Origin of the sequence: Chryseobacterium sp. MEBOG06 (assembly GCF_021869765.1) — a bacterium.
In the GTDB taxonomy this organism is placed as follows: domain Bacteria; phylum Bacteroidota; class Bacteroidia; order Flavobacteriales; family Weeksellaceae; genus Chryseobacterium.
Window position 1 is genome coordinate 4333238 of the sequence record NZ_CP084580.1, and the last position, 23432, is coordinate 4356669.

19 protein-coding genes, 1 tRNA gene and 1 pseudogene are annotated in these 23432 nt (G+C 34.4%); 15 read left to right on the forward strand and 6 right to left on the reverse strand.

The features are described from left to right. Positions 1-13: 13 nt before the first annotated feature. The 3 genes from LF887_RS19775 (at position 14) to LF887_RS19785 (ending at position 2037) form a co-directional block, all read left to right on the forward strand. The gene (locus LF887_RS19775; protein ID WP_236855979.1) at positions 14-1378 is read left to right on the forward strand and encodes a DUF4403 family protein; all 1365 of its coding nucleotides are present in this window, start codon (positions 14-16) and stop codon (positions 1376-1378) included. Positions 1379-1410: 32 nt separating this feature from the next. Then, on the forward strand, positions 1411-1908 hold the full coding sequence (locus LF887_RS19780) for an RDD family protein (protein WP_236855980.1): 498 nt from the start codon (positions 1411-1413) through the stop codon (positions 1906-1908). A gap of 58 nt (positions 1909-1966) precedes the next feature. Further along, positions 1967-2037 (forward strand) — tRNA-Cys (locus tag LF887_RS19785). A 112-nt stretch (positions 2038-2149) separates the two neighbouring features. Here LF887_RS19785 and LF887_RS19790 read toward each other — a convergent pair. Then, positions 2150-2317: pseudogene (locus LF887_RS19790) on the reverse strand (transposase); the annotation flags it as partial. Positions 2318-3474: 1157 nt separating this feature from the next. Between LF887_RS19790 and LF887_RS19795 the strand changes: the two are divergent. After that, positions 3475-4305 carry a glycosyltransferase family 2 protein gene (locus LF887_RS19795; protein ID WP_236855981.1) on the forward strand — a complete coding sequence of 277 codons (831 nt, stop codon included), beginning with the start codon at positions 3475-3477 and terminating at the stop codon, positions 4303-4305. Positions 4306-4566: 261 nt separating this feature from the next. On the opposite strand, the gene LF887_RS19800 is transcribed toward LF887_RS19795, so the two are convergent. After that, positions 4567-5001 carry a hypothetical protein gene (locus LF887_RS19800; RefSeq protein ID WP_236855982.1) on the reverse strand — a complete coding sequence of 145 codons (435 nt, stop codon included), beginning with the start codon at positions 4999-5001 and terminating at the stop codon, positions 4567-4569. A gap of 263 nt (positions 5002-5264) precedes the next feature. Between LF887_RS19800 and LF887_RS19805 the strand changes: the two genes are divergently transcribed. The 9 genes from LF887_RS19805 (at position 5265) to LF887_RS19845 (ending at position 15311) form a co-directional block, all read left to right on the forward strand. After that, positions 5265-5807 (forward strand): glycine zipper domain-containing protein, encoded by a 543-nt coding sequence (locus tag LF887_RS19805; protein ID WP_236855983.1) that lies wholly within the window; start codon positions 5265-5267, stop codon positions 5805-5807. A gap of 57 nt (positions 5808-5864) precedes the next feature. Next, positions 5865-7499, forward strand: coding sequence for an LIC_10190 family membrane protein (locus tag LF887_RS19810; protein WP_236855984.1), 1635 nt, complete (start codon positions 5865-5867; stop codon positions 7497-7499). A gap of 50 nt (positions 7500-7549) precedes the next feature. Then, positions 7550-8620: a chorismate synthase gene (gene aroC, locus LF887_RS19815; protein WP_236855985.1), complete on the forward strand. Its 1071-nt coding sequence runs from the start codon at positions 7550-7552 to the stop codon at positions 8618-8620. Between the two features lie 17 nt (positions 8621-8637). Further along, the gene (locus LF887_RS19820) at positions 8638-9201 is read left to right on the forward strand and encodes a thioredoxin family protein (RefSeq protein WP_236855986.1); all 564 of its coding nucleotides are present in this window, start codon (positions 8638-8640) and stop codon (positions 9199-9201) included. A 1-nt stretch (position 9202) separates the two neighbouring features. Continuing rightward, complete coding sequence (locus LF887_RS19825; protein WP_236855987.1) at positions 9203-9955, forward strand: hypothetical protein; 753 nt, start codon at positions 9203-9205, stop codon at positions 9953-9955. Positions 9956-9960: 5 nt separating this feature from the next. Continuing rightward, the gene (locus tag LF887_RS19830; RefSeq protein ID WP_236855988.1) at positions 9961-10509 is read left to right on the forward strand and encodes a TlpA family protein disulfide reductase; all 549 of its coding nucleotides are present in this window, start codon (positions 9961-9963) and stop codon (positions 10507-10509) included. Between the two features lie 84 nt (positions 10510-10593). Continuing rightward, entirely contained in the window at positions 10594-10935 is a 342-nt protein-coding gene (locus LF887_RS19835; RefSeq protein WP_236855989.1) for a YkvA family protein, read from the forward strand. Between the two features lie 120 nt (positions 10936-11055). Beyond that, on the forward strand, positions 11056-12435 hold the full coding sequence (gene pyrF, locus LF887_RS19840; protein ID WP_236855990.1) for an orotidine-5'-phosphate decarboxylase: 1380 nt from the start codon (positions 11056-11058) through the stop codon (positions 12433-12435). A 53-nt stretch (positions 12436-12488) separates the two neighbouring features. Then, complete coding sequence (locus LF887_RS19845) at positions 12489-15311, forward strand: aminopeptidase (protein WP_236855991.1); 2823 nt, start codon at positions 12489-12491, stop codon at positions 15309-15311. 128 nt (positions 15312-15439) lie between these two features. Here LF887_RS19845 and LF887_RS19850 read toward each other — a convergent pair whose 3' ends face one another. The 3 genes from LF887_RS19850 to LF887_RS19860 form a co-directional block, all read right to left on the reverse strand. Then, complete coding sequence (locus LF887_RS19850; protein ID WP_236855992.1) at positions 15440-16252, reverse strand: T9SS type A sorting domain-containing protein; 813 nt, start codon at positions 16250-16252, stop codon at positions 15440-15442. 124 nt (positions 16253-16376) lie between these two features. Further along, positions 16377-17009 (reverse strand): T9SS type A sorting domain-containing protein, encoded by a 633-nt coding sequence (locus tag LF887_RS19855; protein WP_236855993.1) that lies wholly within the window; start codon positions 17007-17009, stop codon positions 16377-16379. 251 nt (positions 17010-17260) lie between these two features. After that, positions 17261-18052: a T9SS type A sorting domain-containing protein gene (locus LF887_RS19860; RefSeq protein ID WP_236855994.1), complete on the reverse strand. Its 792-nt coding sequence runs from the start codon at positions 18050-18052 to the stop codon at positions 17261-17263. A gap of 178 nt (positions 18053-18230) precedes the next feature. On the opposite strand from LF887_RS19860, the gene LF887_RS19865 reads away from it, so the two are divergent. Together LF887_RS19865 and dusB are read left to right on the forward strand one after the other, a co-directional pair. Next, positions 18231-21431 carry a hypothetical protein gene (locus LF887_RS19865; protein WP_236855995.1) on the forward strand — a complete coding sequence of 1067 codons (3201 nt, stop codon included), beginning with the start codon at positions 18231-18233 and terminating at the stop codon, positions 21429-21431. 206 nt (positions 21432-21637) lie between these two features. Continuing rightward, positions 21638-22633, forward strand: a complete 996-nt coding sequence (dusB, locus tag LF887_RS19870; RefSeq protein WP_236855996.1) for a tRNA dihydrouridine synthase DusB — start codon at positions 21638-21640, stop codon at positions 22631-22633. Positions 22634-22686: 53 nt separating this feature from the next. On the opposite strand, the gene deoC is transcribed toward dusB, so the two are convergent. After that, on the reverse strand, positions 22687-23430 hold the full coding sequence (gene deoC / locus LF887_RS19875; RefSeq protein ID WP_236855998.1) for a deoxyribose-phosphate aldolase: 744 nt from the start codon (positions 23428-23430) through the stop codon (positions 22687-22689). Between the last annotated feature and the right edge of the window lie 2 nt (positions 23431-23432).

Consider the following 23432-nt stretch of genomic DNA (forward strand, 5'->3'; position numbering starts at 1 on the left):
AAAACATCACAAATTGAAATCCGCTACACTATTATTTCTAGTAATTTTTATCAATGCTTTCGGCCAGACCGGTGTTGATAATCAATTGGCAAGCTATAACTTTCCAAAGATCAGATCAAGTATTACTATGCCGGTAACAATTCCCCTTTCGGAACTAAGCAATATGATCAATGCTTCTGTAAAAGATCTTATTTATCAGGATGACTCTTATACAGATAATAATAACGATCAGTTTAAAGTGAAAGTATGGAAAACAAGACCTATCCGTCTTGTAGGAGGAACCAGCCAGAATCTTCTGATTGAAGTCCCTTTAAAAATATGGGCAGAAAAAGGCATTGGTACTTTGGGGGTATATACCTATCAGAATACAACGTTTGAAACGGTAATGTCTTTTAATACGACAGTTACTTTTAAAAATAACTGGACTATTACTACCAATACACAGCCTAATGGATTCCGATGGGTTACAAAACCTGTACTTGACTATGGAAAAATACAGATTCCTATTACTTCTATTGTTGAAAAGAGCCTAAAAGAACAACAGGAAAAATTCTGCAAAACCATAGATCAGCAGATGGCTACCCAGCTGAATTTTCAGCAATATGCTTTAATGGCATGGAATACCTTTCTGCAGCCCTTCAATATTTCGGAGGAATATAATACTTGGCTGAAAGTAAGCCCCATAAGCGTCAATATTACTCCTTTAAAATTCTATGCAAATCAGATTAATGCCACCTTAGGAGTTGACATCTATTCCGAGACTTTTACCGGAAGTAAGCCGGCAGCTTCTTTACCGGTAACAACAGTTTCAAATTTTAATCCCACTCCTACCGTTGCAGATAATTTTGTTTTGCAGACCACGGCCAATATTCCTTTTACGGAAGCAAGCAGCATGGCCAGAAAAACGTTTTTAAATAAAGAATTTGATATACGTGACTCTAAGGTAAAAGTAACCGATATAAGAGTGTATGGTGTTGATAACAGAGTGGTTATTGAAGCACAGACTGATGGGTATATAAAAGGAACCTCTATTATTTCCGGAATTCCTGTCTATGATGAAGCTAAAAGAAAAATTGTTTTATCAGAAACCAAGTTTAAGCTGAAAACCACTAATATTTTATATAAAACAGCCTCTCTTCTATTTCAGGGGAAAATTGTAAAAATGATTGAAGAGGAATACGGTATCCCAACACAGGAACTGGAAGAAACCTCAAGAAAGAGCATTGAAGATGCTTTTAATAAAGAATATTATAAAGGATTAAAGATGAACGGAAAAGTTTTCAATCTTAAACCCAGTAAAATTTTGCTAAGCGACACAGGAATTACTGCTGTTATTGACACCAATGCTTCGCTAAAACTACTTGTCAACGGATTTTAAAACTAATAATAAACAAAAACTAATAACCAGAAATGAAAAATATTTTAAATATTGTTGAATACAATAAGGCTACACGTGGAATCAGATTCCTCAATTATATTATTGATCTCTTTGTTTTGATAGTGATCAATTATATTATTACGAATGTTTTTGGTATTCTTTATGAACTAACATCTATCGAGCTCTTCTACTTATATAATCACGGAGGAGTTTTTTGGGAACTCTTTATTGGCAACTTTAACTCTCTTATTTATTATTTTCTGATGGAAAACTATCTAAATGGAAGAAGTGTTTCAAAATATATCACCGGAACCAAAGTAATCAGTATAGATGGGACAAAGCCAAGCACCCAGCAGATTTTTTATAGAAGTCTTTCCAGAATTGTACCATTTGATGCACTCTCATTTCTCGGTATGAATGGCTGGCATGACAGTTGGAGTGAAACAAGAGTTGTTAACATCAAAAATTATGAGACTGAAAGACAGGCAAAAAGCGAAATTGACTCTCTTGGAAAGAAAGAAATTGCTTAAAAATTTTTGTTCATAAAGAAATTTTACTATATTTGCACACCTCAAAAATGGTAAAAATGGTACTTTGGCCGAGCGGCTAGGCAGTGGTCTGCAACACCATCTACAGCGGTTCGAATCCGCTAGGTACCTCATAAAAAACCTCTAATTTATTTTAGAGGTTTTTTTATTTTTATAGATGGCCACAAATGCACGAATTTTTGGATCAGATCCAAAATTTGGGATCAGGTGCAAAAGTTGGGGGCTACGCAAAAAGTTTGGTTAATCTGAATAAAAAAAATGATCTGTCCTTCACCCCTCTGAGCTGCATCCTAAAGTTTTTGATTTTAGCATTGAAAGATTCAGCCGCTGCGTTAGTGCTTCTTTTATCAAAATAATTTAGAATATCTCTGTAATGATGGATTATGGTCTTTCTTCAAAATAAATATGAAGTTCAGCAGAATGTTCTTCTGCTTTGAGGATATCAAAGTGTTCAACTAGAAATTCTGGAAGTAAAAATTTTAGAAGATCTTAATCGCTTAGCATAAGACAAAAATATAACCAGTAAACATTCCCCTCAACTTTTGAGACTGATCCAGTATATCTCTAATTTATTTCAAATGAAGTGAATTAAATTCCATTTACCAATAACACCATCATGGAGGGCAAAAAAAAATCCTCGGAAATTCCGAGGATAAAAACTAATAACCATGAAAACTCAAATTAAACATGAGTTGTGTTTGTATATTGAAAAATCGTGCCAAGATTTCGATTTTTGAAAAAAAAAATCAATTTATATCCTCAAAGAAAAATTACACATTTAATCATTTCTTTCTATTTTCATTATATCATTTAAAACACATATATAATTATTTATAATTAATTTAAATAAATTCAAAACACCAGCAGAATCCTTGAAAAAAAAATAATTCATTTTTTTTTAAAATAAAATTCACATTTAAAAATGAAAAATTCTCTAATAATTAATATGAGCTATAAATTAAAGAATATGGCAGAAAAATGATGCCTGTCAGAAATTACTGCCATTACATAATAAGATAGCGTTTGAAAAAAAAATTAAGTAATTTTTATTAGCAGCAAAATACCAGAAATAAAAAAGCCTCCAAAAAGGAGGCCTCAAAAAACACAAATGATGAAAAAAAAATTATTATAAATAAATTTATTCCGTTACTTATTATACTCCAAAGTTATACTACTGTTTATTTTTATTTTATGATTAGACTCATATTATATTACGATTATCCAAACCGCCATGCCAGTATAAAAACATAAGTTTGTTTTTTTGATTTGATCACCAGTTACTCATTTTGCTACGATTCTATTTATCAAATAACGCAGTATTACTATTTTTCATTTAATTTTTTTTAAGATATATTAAATTATCAAAATAAAATCAACCAATCTCATCTAATTCAGTATTATTTTAACAATACAACAATCATAAAATAAACCTACAAGATAATTGTTAATCTTAAAATATATTAAAAAAAAACAATATACACTATGATCAAGGATATGTTTTTACGGTATAATATTTTTTAATTTTACGGTAAATTAATTCAACATATCGTGATAAGTTTCTCTGTACTTATAGCCAACTATAACAATGGAAAGTATTTTAAGGAGTGCTACAACTCTTTAATGGATCAAACCTATGGAAATTGGGAAGTTGTAATCATTGATGACGCCTCTACAGATGATTCGGTAGAAATTATACAATCACTGATCAAAGATAATCCGCGATTTAAGCTTTATCATAATTCAACAAATCAGGGATGTGGCTTCACCAAAAGGGAATGCATAAAATATGCAGAGGGAGAAATATGCGCCTTCTTAGACCCGGACGATGCACTTTATCCGCAAGCACTGGAACTGACCGCTCTTGAGTTCTATCATAGAAATGATATTGTAGCCACTTATTCGCAAATGATGCTATGTAATGAATACCTTAACCCAGATAAGATCTATCCAGGAACAAAACAAATTTATAACAATCAGTTTTTCTTCAATTGCCCAATCCAATTTGCCCATTTCTTTGCTTTCAAAAAAGAAGTTTATTGGAAAACATCGGGTATCAATCCTAAATTAAAAAATGCTGTAGATCAGGATCTTTATTTAAAAATTCTGGAACATGGCGACATCAGATACATCAAAGAACCTCTATACCTATACAGACTTCACTCTAATGGAATTTCTCAGCACAATGCCAAGCAAAGTGCAAAAGAATCCTTCGCAAGAGTGATTCATGAAGCTATGAAAAGAAGAGGTCTTCGAAAAATAAACAATAAAAACGTTCCAGAAAAATTTACAGATTCAAAAGAGATCTATGAACTGCTGAATTACCAAACTCACAAGCTTCATCGTTTGATTAACAAGATAAAAGTTTCTCTCAATATCTAGCGGCAAATTTATCAGTCATCTTATATTCCCTTCTAAATAGAAAAGCCTCCCAAAGAGGAGGCCTAAAAAACACAAATGATGAAAAAAATCTATTTAGAAAAATCCAAACAGAATATTGTTGGATTATTTACTTTTTTATCTGTTCTTCTCTTAAAAAGAGGTCACCCTATTAAAGTAAACAACTACTTATAGCTCTATATTGATTCAAATTCTCATGCAGAGAATCTGTAAAAGTAGATGTGTCTTTTATCTTACATCATATTATTCTTCCCAAATAATAGGGATATATACTGTAATATATCCATCTGCATCTACGTTGGCTTCAGAAACAGTAGCAATTATTGTTCCATAACCTACCCAGTGACCTTGCCCCTGTCTGCCTGAAAAAGAATATACGCCTGCAGGTATTTCTTCAGAATACTGAGGAAGTAATACAGAGCCATCACTGTAGTAGATTTCTCCAGTACATGTATTTTCAGCAGTAAAACCATCCAGATCATGAGTTCCAGATAGCATTTTCGTTCCATCTTTTGCAAGAAGGCCGTAGCGGATTTTAAATGTTTGGGCTTTAGTTTGTTTGTTATGCATTTCAGAACAAACTCCAGAAGGTACCTCTATAAGATCTCTGGAAGAAAACGAAGTTGCAACGGCTAGTACTCCTACAAAAGCCGAAACTGTAAAAATTGATTTTTTCATATTAAAAAAATTTGGTTCTCAAAAATAGTCAACTTATATGAATTCAATGAAAATTATTAGTGAACTATAAATTATAAATATTTATTTTTTACAATTCAAATATCCCCAGGGCGACCATGAACAGGAGAAAAATTGGCAAAAAAGGATCAGTAACGAAACTATCTGATTTTTTTTTAACACTTATTAACTGAAATTTGGCTCTATAATTGAAAATAAAACTAAAATTAAAGCCGTTTTGGTTTAAGCTTATTAAAATTTGAATTATGAACAAGATAGTATTAGCAGGGATTTTATCCGTTTTTTTATTAACGGCCTGCAAGAAAGATGACAGGACAGCTGAAAAGTCACTAGAAGAACAAAAGCTTGAGTTTCAAGCGAGACAGCTTGACATAGAAAAGCAAAAGCTAGCTATTGAAAAAGAAAGACTGGTATACGAAGTTCAGAAAAAGGCGGACAGTATCTCAGAAACTAAAAAAGCAAAGGCTACCGCTGAAAGTAATTCAAAACCACAGGTAATCAGAGAAACAAGAACTGTATACAGAGACAGAAATTCCAATTCAGGAAACAATGGTGCGTATGCAGATAATGGAAACAGCGCTTCACAAGGAACTACTAAAAAGAAGGGTATGAGTAAAGCAGCCAAAGGAACTATCATTGGGACCGTAGGAGGTGCGGCTGTAGGTGCCATTGTTGCGAAGAACAACAGAGGTTTAGGTGCTGTAATCGGAGGTGTAGTAGGTGGTGCTACAGGTTATACAATCGGTAGATCAAAAGATAGAAAAGACGGAAGAGTACAACCCCGCTAGACTATTTTTTACTATAATATATAATAAAGATTGCTTATTTTTAAGCAATCTTTTTTTATGATATCCATTCTCCTTTCTTCTATTCTTATGATTGCGGTCTTAGCAGGCTGGGGAAAACTCATGGATTTAATTTCAGGAGAGTTAATTCAGGGAATTTCCGGGAAAATTCTATCTGGAATACTGGGAATAAGTCTGGTATGGACCGTGATTTCTTTTTTCACTCCATTAACCATCTATATAGAAATTCCCACGCTACTACTGGGATTATTTTCTTTTTTCAAGAATAAGCTTCATCAGGAATTCTATAGGTTTTCAAAAAAAAACTATTATCTGGGGGGATTCGCTTCTTTTATTATTGTATTGGGGGGATCTTATTACCCTTATATATTAGATCATTTTGGTTATTATATTCCTACAATCAAGTGGATAACAGAATATGGATTAATTAAAGGAATCTCAAACCTGGATCTTACTTTGGGACAAATGTCGGTCTGGCATATTTTTCAGGCTGGATTTTCAAATTTTTCGGATCCATTTTTAAGGATGAACACGATTCTGCTGATTATTTATTCCATCTATAGTATTGAAAAGAAAAACTGGATACATTTTTGTTTTCTTCCTGTTCTTCTGTTATTTTCACAATCTCCAAGTCCCGATCTTCCTGTGATGATCTTTTCCCTGATTATTTTAAATGAAATCATCACAGGAAATAAAAATATACTTCTTCTCTTTGCCTTTTCAGTTTTTGTGTTTACTATAAAACCAACTATGATATGGCTTCCCATATTGGTTTTCCTCTGTTCTCTTTTTATATTCAAATCAAATTTCAAGAAACTTTTATTAGGAGCGGGCATCCTTCTTCTATTCTTCATAAAAAATATGTGGACCTTTGGTTACCCAATCTTTCCAGTAGCTATAGGTGATTGGGGACTGTCATGGAAACCTAATCCGGAAGTTTTAAAAATCTCATCTCAATATGCCATTCTGAAAACATATGACATGCAGTATTCTTATGAAGAAATTCAGCAATTTTCAGTCTACGAGTATATTAAAAACTGGTTCTTCCTTGAAGGGATCAAATCAGTCATCAACATTCTTTTTATTCTGAGCCTTATTGTTTTTTCTGTATTTGCCTGCATCAAAAAAAGAAAGCTTATTACTTTAATATGTATTTCATTACTGATAAAAAGTGTGCTTATACTATTTTTTTCAGCTCAATACAGATTTTTCATAGATGTATTTTTTGTCATCTTTTTCGTAATGTGTTATGAGTACTTTAATAAAAGAAAATCAATCATCGTTTTTTCAGTGTTCAGTGTATTCATTATTTCAATAATATCTTTCCCAAACCTTATTCAAAAATATATTCCAAGCTTCAGACCTGGAAATTTTATGGTGGGATTTGAAAAAGAACAGCTTTATCAACCTTCAACCTACGAATACCATCAATTCGATAATTATAAAGTCGGCAATTTAAAATTCAATGTTTCCAAAGACTATCCTTATAGCTTTGATACACCATTGCCTTCTATTTCCCCTAGCTATATTAATGACGATAACAAGGCGGGAATTTTCCCTCAGCTTATTGATAAAAAAGACATCAGAAAAGGATTTATCTGGAAGAGAATGAATTCTGATGAAAAAAAGGAGGCAGAAAAAGTGATCAATAATATCGAAAACACTGATAAATAGAACAAATCCAGAAACTTTATTATTTGGAGAAAAAAAGGTAATTTTGTATTATGTTCAATACATTAGGTAATCTTCTTAGTCTTACAACATTTGGAGAAAGTCACGGAGTGGCTTACGGTGGTATCATTAATAATTTTCCGGCAGGTTTAACGGTAGATCTTGATCAGGTTCAGTATGAGCTGAACCGAAGAAAACCCGGCCAGTCCGCAATCGTTACACAAAGAAAAGAAAGTGACACAGTAAAGTTTCTTTCAGGAATCTTTGATGGGAAAACAACAGGTACACCCATTGGTTTTATCATCGAAAACGAGAATCAGAAATCAAAAGATTATGACCATATTGCAGGTGCATATCGTCCAAGTCATGCAGATTTCACTTATGATCAGAAATTTGGTTTCAGAGACCATCGCGGCGGGGGAAAATCTTCAGCAAGAGAAACGATGAACTGGGTAGTGGCAGGAGCTCTTGCCAAGCAGCTTTTACCCGATATTGAAATCAATGCTTACGTTTCTTCCGTAGGTGATATTTTCTGTGAAAAACCCTATCAGGCTTTAGATTTTTCTAAAACTGAAAGCAATGATGTCCGTTGCCCTGATGCTGAGACTGCTGAAAAAATGATTGCCAGAATCAAAGAAATCAAAAAAGAAGGGAATACTATTGGCGGAACAATTACCTGTGTAATTAAAAATGTTCCAGTAGGAATTGGAGAACCTATATTCTCAAAACTTCAGGCTGAACTTGCAAAAGCAATGCTGAATATCAATGCCTGTAAAGGTTTTGAATACGGAAGCGGTTTCTGTGGTGCTAAAATGACAGGAAAAGAGCATAATGATGCTTTCAATACAGATTTTACTACAAAATCTAACCTTTCCGGTGGTATTCAGGGAGGAATTTCCAACGGGATGGATATTTATTTCCGTGTTGCATTCAAACCTGTGGCTACTATTCTAAGACCTCAGGACAGCATTGACAAAGATGGAAATCCTGTGATCGTAGAAGGAAAAGGACGTCATGATCCATGTGTGGTTCCCAGAGCAGTTCCTGTAGTGGAAAGCCTTGCAGCATTTGTATTGGCTGATCTGTTTCTGATCAATAAAACAAGAAACATCAACAATTTTTAACATAAATATTTTTGGTAATGAAAAATTACTGGGATCAAGGAATTTCTTTTGAAGAATACCTTACAATTGCAAATAAAAGATTAGAAAATCCTGCCAACCAGCAGGAAGCTGACTATAAACAATATTACGAACTGGGTCTTCAGAGAATGGACAGAACGGTAAAGAAATACATTCCCGATGAAGAACAGCTGAAAGAACTGGCGGCAAAAAACTTTGACGGAAATATTTTAATTATTTCTGAAGCTTGGTGTGGTGATGCCAGTGCAACCGTACCTGCTCTTTTCAAATTCTTTGAAGGACGCAACGAAGTCCGGGTTTTCTTAAGAGACAGTGATAAAAGTTTAATCAACCAATTTTTGACCAACGGCACAGAATCTATTCCGAAAGTACTGATTCTTGATAAGGATTTTAATGTGAAAAATTCATGGGGCCCTCGTCCAAAATATGGATACGAGCTTTTAATGAAATATAAAGCAGATCCTGAAGCCTATCCAAAAGAAACCTTCTATAATGATCTGCAGATATATTATGCTAAAAACAGAGGGAAAGATGCTGTTCAGGAAATTTTAGACCTTATCTAATATGACAAAGCTTTTCAGATTTCTGGTTACATTTTGTCTTATTTCAAATATCTCATATGCTCAAAAAGGGAAATCTGAAAATAAGGAAATCTATTTTTTAAAGGAATATGAAAAGTTATTGGACAATAATGATTTTGACACTAAAGAAGCTCAATCCTTAAAATTCTCAGGAGATTTTAAAAAGTTTATTTCTGAAAATCCGGAAACACTTACCAAGGATTTTAAGGAGTTGAATAAAAGATTATACATCATTACTTCTGAAGATAAAAAATTAAGATTTTATGTTTGGGATACAGAACTTGGAGGAACAATGAAGAGTTTTGATCAGATTGTTCAGTATTCTTCCAACGGAAAAGTACAAACATTATATGATAAGGGACAGTCTGACACTCCTTATTTTGTATCTGAAATTATAAAAACGAATATTAATAATCAAAAATATTACCTTGTTATTTCTAATGGAATCTTCTCTACGAAAGATCAGTCGCAGGCCATTCAGGCATATACGATCAGAAATAACAAATTAATTGATACGGATAAAGTTTTTAAAACGAAGACCAAAACAATTAACAGAATTGAAGCTCCATTTGACTTTTTTAGTGTTGTTGACAGACCGGAACGTCCTCTGAAACTTATTAAATTTAATCAGGATAAACTTTATATTCCTGTCGTGGATGAAAAAGGTGCGGTCTCACAAAAGTTTTTACTTTATCAGCTAAATAATAATTACTTCCAGTATATTGGAGTAAAATAAATAATATGAAGTTCATCAAGAAAAATGCAATTTATTTAATATTGCTAATCATCATCGGGGCGGTTTTTGTCATTCCAGGAGTGAAAAATAAGCTGCAGGATTTATTTTTTCCGGTTGCTACCATTGAAAATGCTGTTCACATCAGCGAAGAAGATTATGATGTGGAGCTTAAAGGAATTAATACTCCAAGCACCAATCTTAAAAACTTCAGGAACAAAGGTGTTTTCTTAAACTTTTGGGGAACCTGGTGCCCGCCATGCAGAAAAGAATGGCCTTCTATTCAGAAATTATACGACTCCAGAAAAGATAATGTAGATTTTGTATTGATCGCTATGAACGATAAAGAAGAAGATATAAGAAAATTTTTGAAAGAAAATAATTATAACGTTCCCGTGTATATTGCACAAAGCCCAATCTCAGAAAAAATTCTTCCTAAAGTATTTCCTACCACTTTTCTTTTAGATAAAACCGGAAGGATCCTTATAAAAGAAGATGCTTCAAAAGATTGGAACACAGAAACTGTACATCAGTTCATTGATAATATTATCAAATAGTTATTTAACTTAATTTTATAATTTATTGGTACAGGATTTGTGAAATTTATAGCATTGAAAAATTTATTTAAATCCAAACACAAAATGAAATATTCAAAATTAAATCTTGCAAAAGAAGCTATCAACCACAAGGGCTTTGTAAAAAAAATTCCTGATATTTTCAGAATGGTCAAAATGTGGAAAAGAGGAATCTATCCGATGAAGTCTATAGATATTCTTCTTCCTCTACTTGGAGTTGTATATGTGATCTCTCCTATTGATCTGATTCCTGAATTTGCTATACCTGTACTGGGAGTGATGGATGATCTTGTTGTATTGTCACTAACCATTCCAAAGCTTATCAAAGAGGTAGACAAATTCCTGCTTTGGGAAGCTGAACAAAAATATAAAGGCAATCAGATAATTGATGCCGAAATCATAAAATAATAGTTTATTATATTTTTCAAACCATCCTGGAATATCCAAGGGTGGTTTTTTATTTAAATGGGCGATAAATTTTTAAGCCTTATTTCAAATCCTTAAATTTGCAACATCTAATAAAAAATAATGGAAAGTAAAAAAGAATTCTTCTTAGAGTGCTACAAACTAGGTATCATCAAATTCGGAAGGTTTACCCTTAAAAGTGGTATTGAAAGCCCTTTTTATGTAGACTTAAGACCTTTGGCTTCAGATCCTAAAATTTTAAAAAATCTTGCTAATTATTTATTGGAAATGCTTCCATTGGATAATTTTGATTTAATCTGTGGAGTTCCTTACGCTGCTCTTCCCATGGCGACTGCGATGTCACTGGAAAGCTATATTCCATTAATTATTAAAAGAAAAGAAGCAAAAAGCTACGGAACAAAGAAACTTATTGAAGGAATTTATCAGAAAGGGCAAAACTGTCTTTTGGTAGAAGATGTGATTACTTCCGGAAAATCTTTGGTAGAAACACTTGCTGAAGTTGAACAGGAAGACCTTAAAGTTTCAGATATTGTAGTGGTACTGGACAGAGAGCAGGGAGGAAAACAGCTATTGGAAAACAAAGGATATAGAGTACATACTCTTTTCAATATTTCGGAAGTATGTGACATTCTTCAGGAAACCGGTGAACTTTCTGATGAAGAGGTAAAAAGAATTCAGGATTTCCTACAGGGGAACCACATTCAGTTTGAAGAAGAAATCAGAGCTTCTTATGAACAAAAACTTCAGAATACACAGCATTCTGTGTCTAAAAAACTTCTGGAAACGGCTTTAGCAAAAAAATCTAATCTGATTGCATCTGCAGATGTTACAACGACTCAGGAACTATTGGATTTAGCTGAAAAAGTAGGCCCTCATATCATTGCTTTAAAAACGCACATCGATATTATTTCAGACTTCGACTATGAGCAGACAATCACTCCTTTAAAAGAAATTGCAGCAAAACACCAGTTTTTACTGATGGAAGACAGAAAGTTTGCTGATATCGGAAATACTCAGGAGCTTCAGTTCACGAGTGGCGTGTTCAAAATTACAGATTGGGCAGATTTCGTAACTTCTCAGGTCATCGGAGGTTTTGAATCGTTAGACTGTTTCAGTAATGTAGGAGTGGTAGCCATCGTTGGGATGTCTTCCAAAGGGGCATTAACTACTGCAAACTATCGTGAAGAGGCTTTAAAAGTTGCTTTATCTCACCCGAATGTAATAGGAGGTGTATCTCAGAATAAAATTCCTGAAGAGCTTTTATTATTCACTCCTGGAGTAAACTTAGCAGATTCTGGAGACGGAAAAGGGCAGCAGTATAATACGCCTGAACATGTTTTCAAAACCCTGCATACTGATTTTATCATCGTAGGAAGAGGAATCTACAAGTCTGACAACCCGGAGCTATCTGCTGTTACTTACAAAAATGAAGGTTGGAATGCTTATATTAATTCTTTAGAAAAAAAAGCAATTCAGGGTTAAAATCCTACAAAGTATATACAAAATAAGCTATATTTGAGCTTTATCACGAATATTTGAAAAAGATCAGCATTTGTCTTATTTTGTTTTGGGGAGTTGTACAGGTTTCTGCACAGAAAGACAGCATATATATTGAAGCTAAATTGTCTTCTGACAAAAAGAACCTTGAGGTTAATCAGGAGATTGTGTATTACAATCATTCTGAAAGAGACCTGCATTCTGTAAAACTTCTGAACTGGGTTTCTGCCTATAATAAACGAGGAACATCGTTAGTATACAGAAAACTGGAAGACCGGAATAATGATTTGCATTTTGCAAAAACGAATCAGCTGGGCAAACTTCTTGAACTGAATATAAAAAATTCAGACAACGAGATCATTCCTATCAATACCCTTTCAGATGAAAATCTTTTTATTCCTCTGAAAGCAGTATTAAAACCTGGTGAAAGTGTCACTTTACAGTTACAGTACCGGATGCAGCTTCCTGATAAAAAATTTACAGGATATGGTACATCCCCTCAGAATACACTATTAAAATATTTCTTTATTGTTCCGGATCATTTTGATCCGGACAATATTTACAAGAGAAGCTATAACGATATTGAAGAATCGGTAAGTTTCAATACTTCCTGGACCATAAATTTCGACATCCCGGTCAACAGTTTTGTGGAAGGAAACCTTCCTCAGGTACAGATGAATTCTTTCAAAGGTGATCTTAATTCCGATCCTGAATTTTTGATTTCCCCAACTGAACATCCTTCTATAATAACTACTATTGACGGAATGGATACTGAAGTGAAATTCGGTTATAATCTACAACCTGCAGAGAAAGAAAATCTAGAGTTTTATCTTCCTCTGCATTTAAAATTCATTAAAGAAAAAATGGGTTCGCTCCCAAAAAGTATTTTTATTTCTGATAAATTCAGAGCTAAGGAAGACTTTTTCGGAAACAATGATATTACCTTCTGGAAATTCAGATTTCCACTATTCGCAGATGCTGAGAAAACGGATCTTGACTATTTCGGAATAATTGCTAAAAAAGTTCTCGACGAAAGTGTCATTGCTGACAAACAGAAAGACCATTGGTTTAAAAATGGATTAAAATCTTATTTTGAAATCCAGTACCTGAAGAGATTCTATCAAGATGCAAAACTTTTGGGTATCCTGACAGATGCAAGTATATTCGGAATTAAACCTCTAAAAATATTCCATGCTTCCCAGGTCAAGCTTCTGGACCGCTACGGCTTAGCCTACCAGTATATCATGCTTCAAAACCTGGATCAGAAGATTGATGAAAATTTTACTGCTTTGAGTAATTTTAATGATATGGCCATCAGTAGTTTTGAAACCGGCAGCCTGTTCAATTATTCAGCTGATAAAATGGGGTATGATGCCTTCAACGATGTTGTAAAAAACTACCTTGCTCAAAATACCGGAAAAAAAATTAATACAGAAGAATTCCTTACAAACCTTTCTGAAAAAAATAAGTCCACGAGTTATCTTTCCGGCTTTTTAAAACAGAAAAACCGGGTCGATTTTAAATTAAAGCATATTATAAAAGAAAACGACTCTTTACAAATAAGAATCGCAAAAAATACTGATATAGCCATTCCTGTAAAGCTGGAAACGGAAACGAAAAAAGGAGAAAAAAAGGTTTACTGGATAGATACTGAAGAGAATCAGCATATCACCAACTTATCACTTCCTGCTTCTGATAATATCTATAAAATAACATTAAATAATGGCTACCTTTTCCCGGAATCAAACTATAGAGATAACTTTCTGTATGCAAAAGGTTTGTTCTCGAATGCAAAAAAAGTTAAACTTAAATTAATAAAAGATATTCCAAATCCGGAATACAATGAAATTTATATAAGCCCGAGGGTTCGTTTCAATAATACTTATGATAAGTTTCTTTTAGGTGCTAATTTTAAAAATCAATCTTTTTTTGATCAGAAGTTTCTGTACTCGGTTACTCCATTGTACAGTACAGGAACGGGAAAACTCACAGGATCCGGTGCTGTCTCCTACTCTTTTCTACCTGCTGAAAGCATTATCCGAAGCCTGACTTTTGGAGTTTCAGGTTCTTATTTCCATTATGATTACGGGCTGGCCTACAAAAAGACGTCCCTGAGTTCATCAATCAGCTTTAGAAAAGATCCAAGAAGTACCGTAGGCAGAAGCATTGGAATTTCTTACAATTATTTTGAAAGAGATCTGAGTCCTGCTATGATCGCAAGCAATGATTACAGTAAATATAATCTGTGGAGTATTGGCTATGGCTATAGTGACAGCCAGATGATCCATGAAAAAAGTTTCAGCCTGAGCACTCAGGGAATGGAAGATTTCAATAAAATAACAGCTGAAGGGTTTTACAGATGGGAATTTGCGCCTAAACAAAAACTAAGTTTGCGCTTATTTGCAGGATATTTCCTAAGAAATGACACCCGAAATAATTTGTTTAACTATGGTATTTCCAGGGTTTCCAACTATTCTTTCTCATATACTCTTTTGGGAGAAAGTGCCAGCAGTGGTCTGCTTTCTCAGCAGTTTATCTTAGCTGACGGTGGTTTCAAGTCATTCCTTCCCGGAACCGTCAATCAATGGATCACCTCTGTGAATGTAGACTCCAGCATTTGGAAAATATTCCATGTTTATGCAGATGCAGGAATTTATAAGAACAAAGATTTTCCGACAAAATTCATCTGGGACAGCGGTATTAAAGTAAGGATTATACCAGACTTTTTAGAAGTTTATTTTCCCATACAGTCTTCTCTTGGTTTTGAACCTGCTTTCAAAGATTATGCAAAGCGTATCAGATATACATTGGTTCTTAATCTGGGCTCTGTTATTAATGCCGCGAGAAGAGGATGGTATTAGATGAATTCAAAAATGGAAGGTTTTCTTAATATTTTTAATGATTAAATTGGTATGAAGAGCTACCAGTTTCTTCCAGATAATTAAAATAAAAGAGCAGTTCACGTCATGAACTGCTCTTTGTAATAAAACTAATCTTTTATAATTTTCTGTGAAATAGGAGCATTATCAATTGTTCCTGTCACAATATAAGTTCCTTTAGGTAATTCTGAAATATCTAACATCGAAGCTAGTTTGGTAGGTGATTTTTTGACAACCTGTCTGAATGTGTCATATACTTTCACATCCCTCACCTCGGTTCCAAAAACAATCGTATTATCTTTAATAAAGGGGTTTTGTACAAATCCTGCTTTTACATTTCCTTCAAGAAAAAATTCCGTCATATTATCACTGTTATTCTCTGAAATTCTTTTTATCGCCGTTGTCGTCGTTAAAGATGGAGCCGGACCTTCCCCTTTAAACTGGTCAGCACCGGAACCATAGCCTACAAAATCCAATACATTAGATGCTGTTGGCCCTGTCACCTGTACAATATTTCCAGCCAAAGCCAGTTTTCCAGATATATTGGATATTTTTATACCTGAAGATGTATTGGGAGTTCCATCAAAATTGGTAATAGAAGTTGCGATAAAATCCGGCGTTGGCAGATTCTCAGTACCTCCTTCAAGCGCTGCTTCCTGTATCAGATAAGTTTGCTGAGGGCCAAGAGTAAAATCCGGAAGAGTGTGGTACTGTGTAAAAGCCCCTACTGCAGGAGCATACTGTATACTTGCTCCCGTTAAAGATATTAAATTTGTTCCAACATTTTTGAGCATAATATAACTATTCTTCAATGCAGTTCCAGAATCAGCATTACCGCCATAGATCTCATTGATAACAATTTGGGCGTTCGAAAATGCTGTTGCCAACACCGTCCCAACAATAGTAAATATTTTTTTCATCATTTTAATTTTAGAAATGGTTTTCTAATAAAAATATCAAAAACAGTACCAGTTCTTTTAAAGAATTAAATATAAAAAAGGCCGGTTATTTTGATTAAAATAACCGGCCTTTTTATAGTTTTTTTTGTTATTGCTTTAAAATTTTCTTAACAATAATATTACCATTTTGATTAATTTGAACAAAATTAACTCCTACAGGTAATTTTGAAGCATCAAAAGTAGCAAAGTCTCTTACTTTTTGGCTATCAATTATTTGTCCTGAAGTAGAAATAATTTTTACTTCCGCATTACCTGTTAAATATAAGTCAAAAGAATTTTTCACTAAAGTATTGGAAATCTTAATACTGTTTTTTAGAATCTCCGGACTTTTTGTTCCTAAACTACCAGCTGCTGCCAATACTATATCATCAAAATAAATAGCACCTGTAGTGACATTATTCTGAGCATACACTCTTAAGCTTACTCTTAGCGTTACTGTACCAGGAAGCGTCGTTGTAGTAGCTGTAGTATTTACCCATGCGGCATTATCTGTAGTATATGTTGAAGGCTGAAAAGGATTTCCTGCTGCCGGAGAAATATTTGCCGTTGCACTTCTAAACTGGACCCAATGTCTTGCTCTGGCATTAGGATCATTATCAAGAACCCAGTAAGATAAAGTATATTCTGTATTCTCAGCCACAGGAACATCTACGTAATCCAGATTTCCATTTGTAGTTGCCGAGACTGGAGAAATCTTAACTGAATTACTTCCACTATGCACAATTGATGTTTCTTTAGCCCCCCTGCCATACTAAACCAACCATCTGGTTTAACAGAAGCGTCTGTCCAGGTTTCAAGACCACCATTCGTTATAAGGTTTTGAGCGTTTGAGCACGTAAATGCTGCGACGGCTGCTAAAACTGTAAAGATCTTTTTCATAAATATTTTTTTTTAATACATCATAAAACTACAAAAAAAGCGCTATTCAAATTGAACAGCGCTACATATTTAACAATTAGTTAATTAATGATACTATTTTTTAATCACTTTCTCAGAAACATTTTTCCCATTTACCGTTCCTGTTACAATATAAGTACCTTCTTTAAGGTCGGAAACATTCAATGATTGATTTTCAGACACAGCAGCCGATTTTACAACCTGACCTGCAATATTAAAGATCTTAACATCAGATTTAGCTCCGAAGGTAATATCATTATTTACAACAGTATTCTTAACGAAAACAGCTTTAGATTTATTTAAATTAGAAGTTCCTAATGTAGCAGCCGTTCCTACCACTTTTACATCATCAATTCTATAGTTACCATTACTACTTGTAACAGAAGACCACCTAAGGCTTAAAGTTGTAGCATTCTCTACCTGTACTGGCAACTGAATAGCTACACCACCATTTACAAGAGCCCAAGAAGCACTATTTTTAGAATAGGTATAAGCTACACTATTCCATGTAACTCCATCTACACTCCATTGAAAATCAACATTTTGAGAAAAAGTACCAGTTCCTCTACCAGCCCAGATAATATTAATATTACTGTATCCAATGGTTGATAAAGAATAGGTTAATGTGTGAGTAACTCCTCCTGATCCTATCCCATAAAATACCGCATTCGCTCCTCCTGAAGCTCCGGCATATGAAGTTGAGGCAGAAGCTGTACTCCCGGCCCATCCATTAGTAGTATTTGTACTTGTCCAGCCTGTAGGTAAAGTATTATTTGTAGTTCCAAAAGTTTCAGACAAAAGAGTTGTCTGTCCAAATGCCGTTACCGCAAAAATTGTTGCTGCAACTAACGAATAAAGTTTTTTCATGATTAAAAAATTTTTGTTATTAATAATTTCGGACGCTAAATTACGTCGATTTTTTATTACTCCACAATATTTGGATTAAATTTCTGTTAATAATAGTTAATCCATTGCTGTTATTATTTTTTAAGTATTTTTACCAATTATTTTTCAGGAATTGCGGAATTTTATTATCCTAGTCGTTTTGTTTTTCTTAGGCATATTTTCAGGAAATGCTCAGGTATTTTCGTGGAAAAATCCCAACATTCCTCAAGACAGCGTAAAAAGAGACAGTATTCTCGCAGCAAGGCTGGAGCAGGACCTTTTTGTGAAAGATACCCTAGACTTTATCAGAACCAATAATAAGATTATTATTGATGAAGCTGTGCTCGCTAAAAATGATAAAAAAAGATTCCTGGGAGAGCTTAATTCTAAAGGTTCTATTATTCGTGGGATTACATTTGGTAATAACCAGGGACAGTCTGTACAAAGTTCTATGGATCTTCAGATTTCCGGACGTCTTTCTAAGGACGTTACCATTTTAGCAAGTATTTCCGATCATAATTTGCCTATTCAGGCTGATGGATATACCCAGACGTTGGAAGAATTCGACAAAATCTATATGCAGCTTAATATTAAGGATAAATCAATCCTTAGAGCAGGGCATCTGGATCTTGTGGAAGCGAAAAATTATTTTGCCAAATACCAGAGACGAAGTATGGGACTGCAGTTCCAGACGCAATTCGGGAAAGAAAATAAAACGTTTTTAGATATTTCTGCCGGGGTAGCACGAAGTGAGTTTCACAGAATCCGTTTTCAGGGAGTTGAAGGAAACCAGGGTCCCTACCGCCTTACCGGTAAAAATGGTGAACAGTTTATCACCCTTATTTCCGGCTCGGAACAGGTTTTCATTGATGGGATTTTGATGAAAAGAGGAGAAAATCAGGATTATATCATCAACTACAATACCGGTGAGGTTACTTTTACCAGTTTCCGTCCTATTTTCCAACAGAATTTCATTACGATTTCATATAATTATGCCAACAGAAACTATTCCAGGTATCTGTTCACTGGAAAGCTGGAACACCAGAGAGAAAGATTCAAGGTTGGTCTGAACTGGTTCATGGAAAATGATAATAAAAATGCTCCCCTTTCTTTAAGCCTTTCCAAAGAAGATGAACAAATACTGGCGGAAGCCGGAAATAATCCTGATCTGATGTATGCTCCATCAGGAGTTGTTACCGAATATGACGTTAATAAAATTTTATACCGTTTAAATACAGCTGGAAATTTCTACGAATTTTCTACCGATCCTTCCTTAACACTTTATCAGGTTTCGTTTACTTATTTTGGGGTTAATATGGGGGATTATAAAATAGCCCAAACTACCAATAACGGTCGTGTTTTTGAATACGTAGGTCCGAATGCCGGAGATTACAGAGCCGTAAGAAAACTTCCTTCGCCGCAAAAATCACAGGTATTCTCTCTTAATTCAGAATATTTATTGAATGAAGGAAAAATAGGAGCAGATATTTCCCTGAGTAATTATGATATCAATTTATTTTCATCTAAAGATTCTGATCAGAATATGGGCTATGCATGGAGAATTTTTGGAAATAAAAGTTTTACCAAAAACTCATGGAAAGGAACTCCAAGCTTTGAATACCAATACATTGATAAACAGTTCCATATTCTGGACCGTATCAATGATGTGGAATTTTCCAGGGACTTTAACTTAGCTCAGGAATTTAACCAAAAGACCCAAAACAGATTTACTTTCAGTTTTTTAAATAAGTGGAACAATAAATCTACTGTAAATTACCGTATTAACTACTTGAATGAACAGAATTCTTATAAAGGGATTAAGAATGATGTAGATTTTGGCTGGATTACAGGGAAATTCCTCACCAAAGGAAATTTATCTTACCTGACAACCAATGCAACTCTCCAGGATACTAAATTTATCCGTGGGGGAGCTTCAACAGAATTCACCGGTAAAAAGGGAAGCTGGGCTATTGGAGGAAGCATGGAGCACAATGAAAAGAAATACAATGATACCCAGCTTATGGATGTCACAAGCTTCAGTTGGAAGGAAATCTTTGTACAGAAGAAAATTGGAGATAGTACCCGAACAAAATTATTGGCAAAAGTATATATGAGGGACAATGACTCAGTCCGTGATAACAGGCTTCAAAATATGAATAATATTCTTGGATTCATGGCAGAAAGTCAAATTATAAAAACCGATAAAACCACTTTAAATGCACTAATTCATTATCGTAAATTTTTTTATCAGAATGCTGATCCCAATACAACAAGAAATAATGATTTTGTGGTAGGAAACATTCTTTACAATCAGCAGCTTTTCAGAAACGGAATGCGTCTTCAGGCCTTTTACGAACTAGGAAACGGACAGGAAGCGCAAAGAGAATTCCAGTATATAAAAGTAACTGATGGACAGGGAGTATATAAATGGACAGATTATAACGGAGATGGTGTTCAGCAGCTTGATGAATTCGAGATTGCCGAGTACTCAGATTTGGCTCAGTATATAAGGGTTTACACTAATTCTGTAAGGTATATCCCTTCCAATAAAAATAAACTACAGCTGGCTTTATTTGTGAACCCGGCAATAATATTCAATTCAGAAAATGCATTTTTAAAACGCTGGAATTTTAATATTTCATTAAATTCTCAAAATTCATTTTATAAAAAAGATAAAGTTCTGGTATTGAATCCTTTTGAAAAAAACAGTGATCAGATCCTTAAAAATCAAAATATTCTGGCATCCGTACAATTCAACCCTACTGATAAATCAGGATGGAACGGAAATTACCGATTGATTACCAATGACAACCTCATCAATGCTAATTTCAGTAACGAGGAACGTCAGCAAACTTCTCATTTCCTGAATGTAGGATATTGGTTTAATAAAGAATTCAGGGTAGACTGGGAGAATTCTGTACACGACATTAAAAACTCTTCACAGCTTTTTACAACAAGAGATTACCGTCTAAATAATTTTGAAACCAAGCCTAAAGCAACGTATAAATTTACAGATGCCATACAGGCCGAATTATCTTCTGCATTCCGTCAGAAACAAAGACAGGATGGTGAAGAGCTTCTGAAAGCATTTGATGTTACCGGAACCATTCAATGGGAACGAAGAAAGACATCTATCCGTGGTAATTTCTCTTTTATCAGCAACAACTTTACCGGCAATAATTTCAGTATTGTAGGAAACCAAATGCTGGACGGATTGAAGCCTGGGAAAAATCAGGTATGGAGCGTATTTATTCAACAGGCGGTCAACTCTTTCATTCAATTGAACCTGAATTATGAAGGAAGAAACTCCGGTGACAGAACAATCCATATCGGAAGTATGCAGGTGAAAGCTAGCTTTTAAGAATGGAACATAGAGAATTGAAAATGTAAAATTGAAAGTGGAAAGTTGAAAATAAATAGGATATGGTATAAGAGTTTAGGTTTGTAAAGCTCTCCTATACCGGATATGGCCTTATTATGAGTCTCCATTATTAATTTTCCGTTTTCCATTTACACTGATAGATAATATCATATTTTCTTATGTTCAGAATTTTGTAAATTTGCACCATGATAAAAATAGGCAACATAGAACTGCCGGAATTTCCACTTTTGCTGGCTCCGATGGAAGATGTAAGTGATCCTCCCTTCAGACGTTTGTGTAAAATGCACGGTGCAGATTTAATGTACTCGGAATTTATTTCTTCCGAAGGCTTAATTCGTGATGCCATGAAGAGCCGTAAAAAACTGGATATTTTCGATTATGAAAGACCGGTTGGCATACAAATCTTTGGTGGAGACGAAGAGGCAATGGCCATGTCTGCAAAAATTGTTGAAACAGTAAATCCGGATCTGGTAGATATCAATTTTGGATGTCCTGTAAAAAAAGTTGTCTGCAAAGGAGCAGGAGCAGGAGTTTTGAAAGATATTGACCTTATGGTTCGTCTTACAAAAGCAGTTGTACGTTCTACTTCTTTGCCTGTAACCGTAAAAACTCGTTTAGGATGGGATAGTTCCAGTATTAATATTGACGAAGTAGCAGAACGTTTACAGGAAACAGGGATCAAAGCATTAACTATACATGCGAGAACCCGTGGACAGATGTATAAAGGAGAAGCAGACTGGGAGCATATTTCAAGAATAAAACAAAATCCTAATATTGAGATTCCAATTTTTGGAAACGGAGACATAGATTCTCCGGAAAAAGCATTGGCATACAAACAAAAATATGCTTGTGACGGAATCATGATCGGCCGTGCAGCAATTGGCTATCCATGGATATTTAATGAAATCAAACATTTCTTTAAAACAGGTGAGAATTTACCTGCCCCTGTCATAGCAGACCGATTACTTGCCGTACGCCAACACGCAGAATGGAGTGTTGAATGGAAAGGAGAAAAATTAGGACTTGTTGAAATGAGACAGCATTACAGCAATTATTTCAGAGGAGTTCCTCACTTTAAAGAATTCAGAAAAAGATTTCTTGAGGTATTTACTTTGGAAGAAATGGACAGCTTAATCAAAGAAACTCAGCAATTCTACGAAGAATATCAGGAACAGGTATAAAACAAAAAACCATCAATTGAATTGATGGTTTTTTTATGATTTGAAGATTGAATTTAATATCCTTCAGATGAAGATTTATCTTCAATAAGTGCTAGCGCTGAAGAGGTTCCTATTCTTTTCACTCCCATGCTGATCATTTTCTCGGCATCTTCAGGAGTTCTTACTCCACCTGCAGCTTTTACAGGAAGTTTCCCTGCGTTATCCAGCATGATTTTTATGCCCTCAAATGTTGCACCGTTAGGTTTCCCATCAGCTGTTGCATAGAATCCCGTAGAAGACTTTACAAAAATTTTGGATAAATCATTTTCCTGGAAGTTTTCCTCTGCCCAGCCAGAAATATTTTTGGTAAGATCTGCAATCTGCTCATTATTCAAAGCGGCAGTTTCAATAATCCACTTTGCAATTTTATGATGTTCCAAAGCAAGCTTTGTACACTTTACAAATTCATTTTTTATCAGTTCTCTACTTCCTGTAAGGTAAGCGTTATAATTAATAACAAAATCCAATTCATCTGCTCCATCTTCAATTGCTTTCGATGCTTCTGCAAGCTTCTCTTCAACCGAATACGTTCCTTCATGAAAACCTATTACAGTTCCCACTACCACATTTGAATTCCTTTCCTGGATATATTTCTTAATGTCTGCTACATAATCAGGGCGGATCATCACGGCAAAAATACCATTATCAATTGCTTCCTGGGCAAGTTCTTTATCTTTTTGAAGAGTTTCTTCGTGGGAAATACCTGATTGTTCTGGTGTTTTCAGGTAGGTTGAATCCAAATATTGTGCTATATTCATAT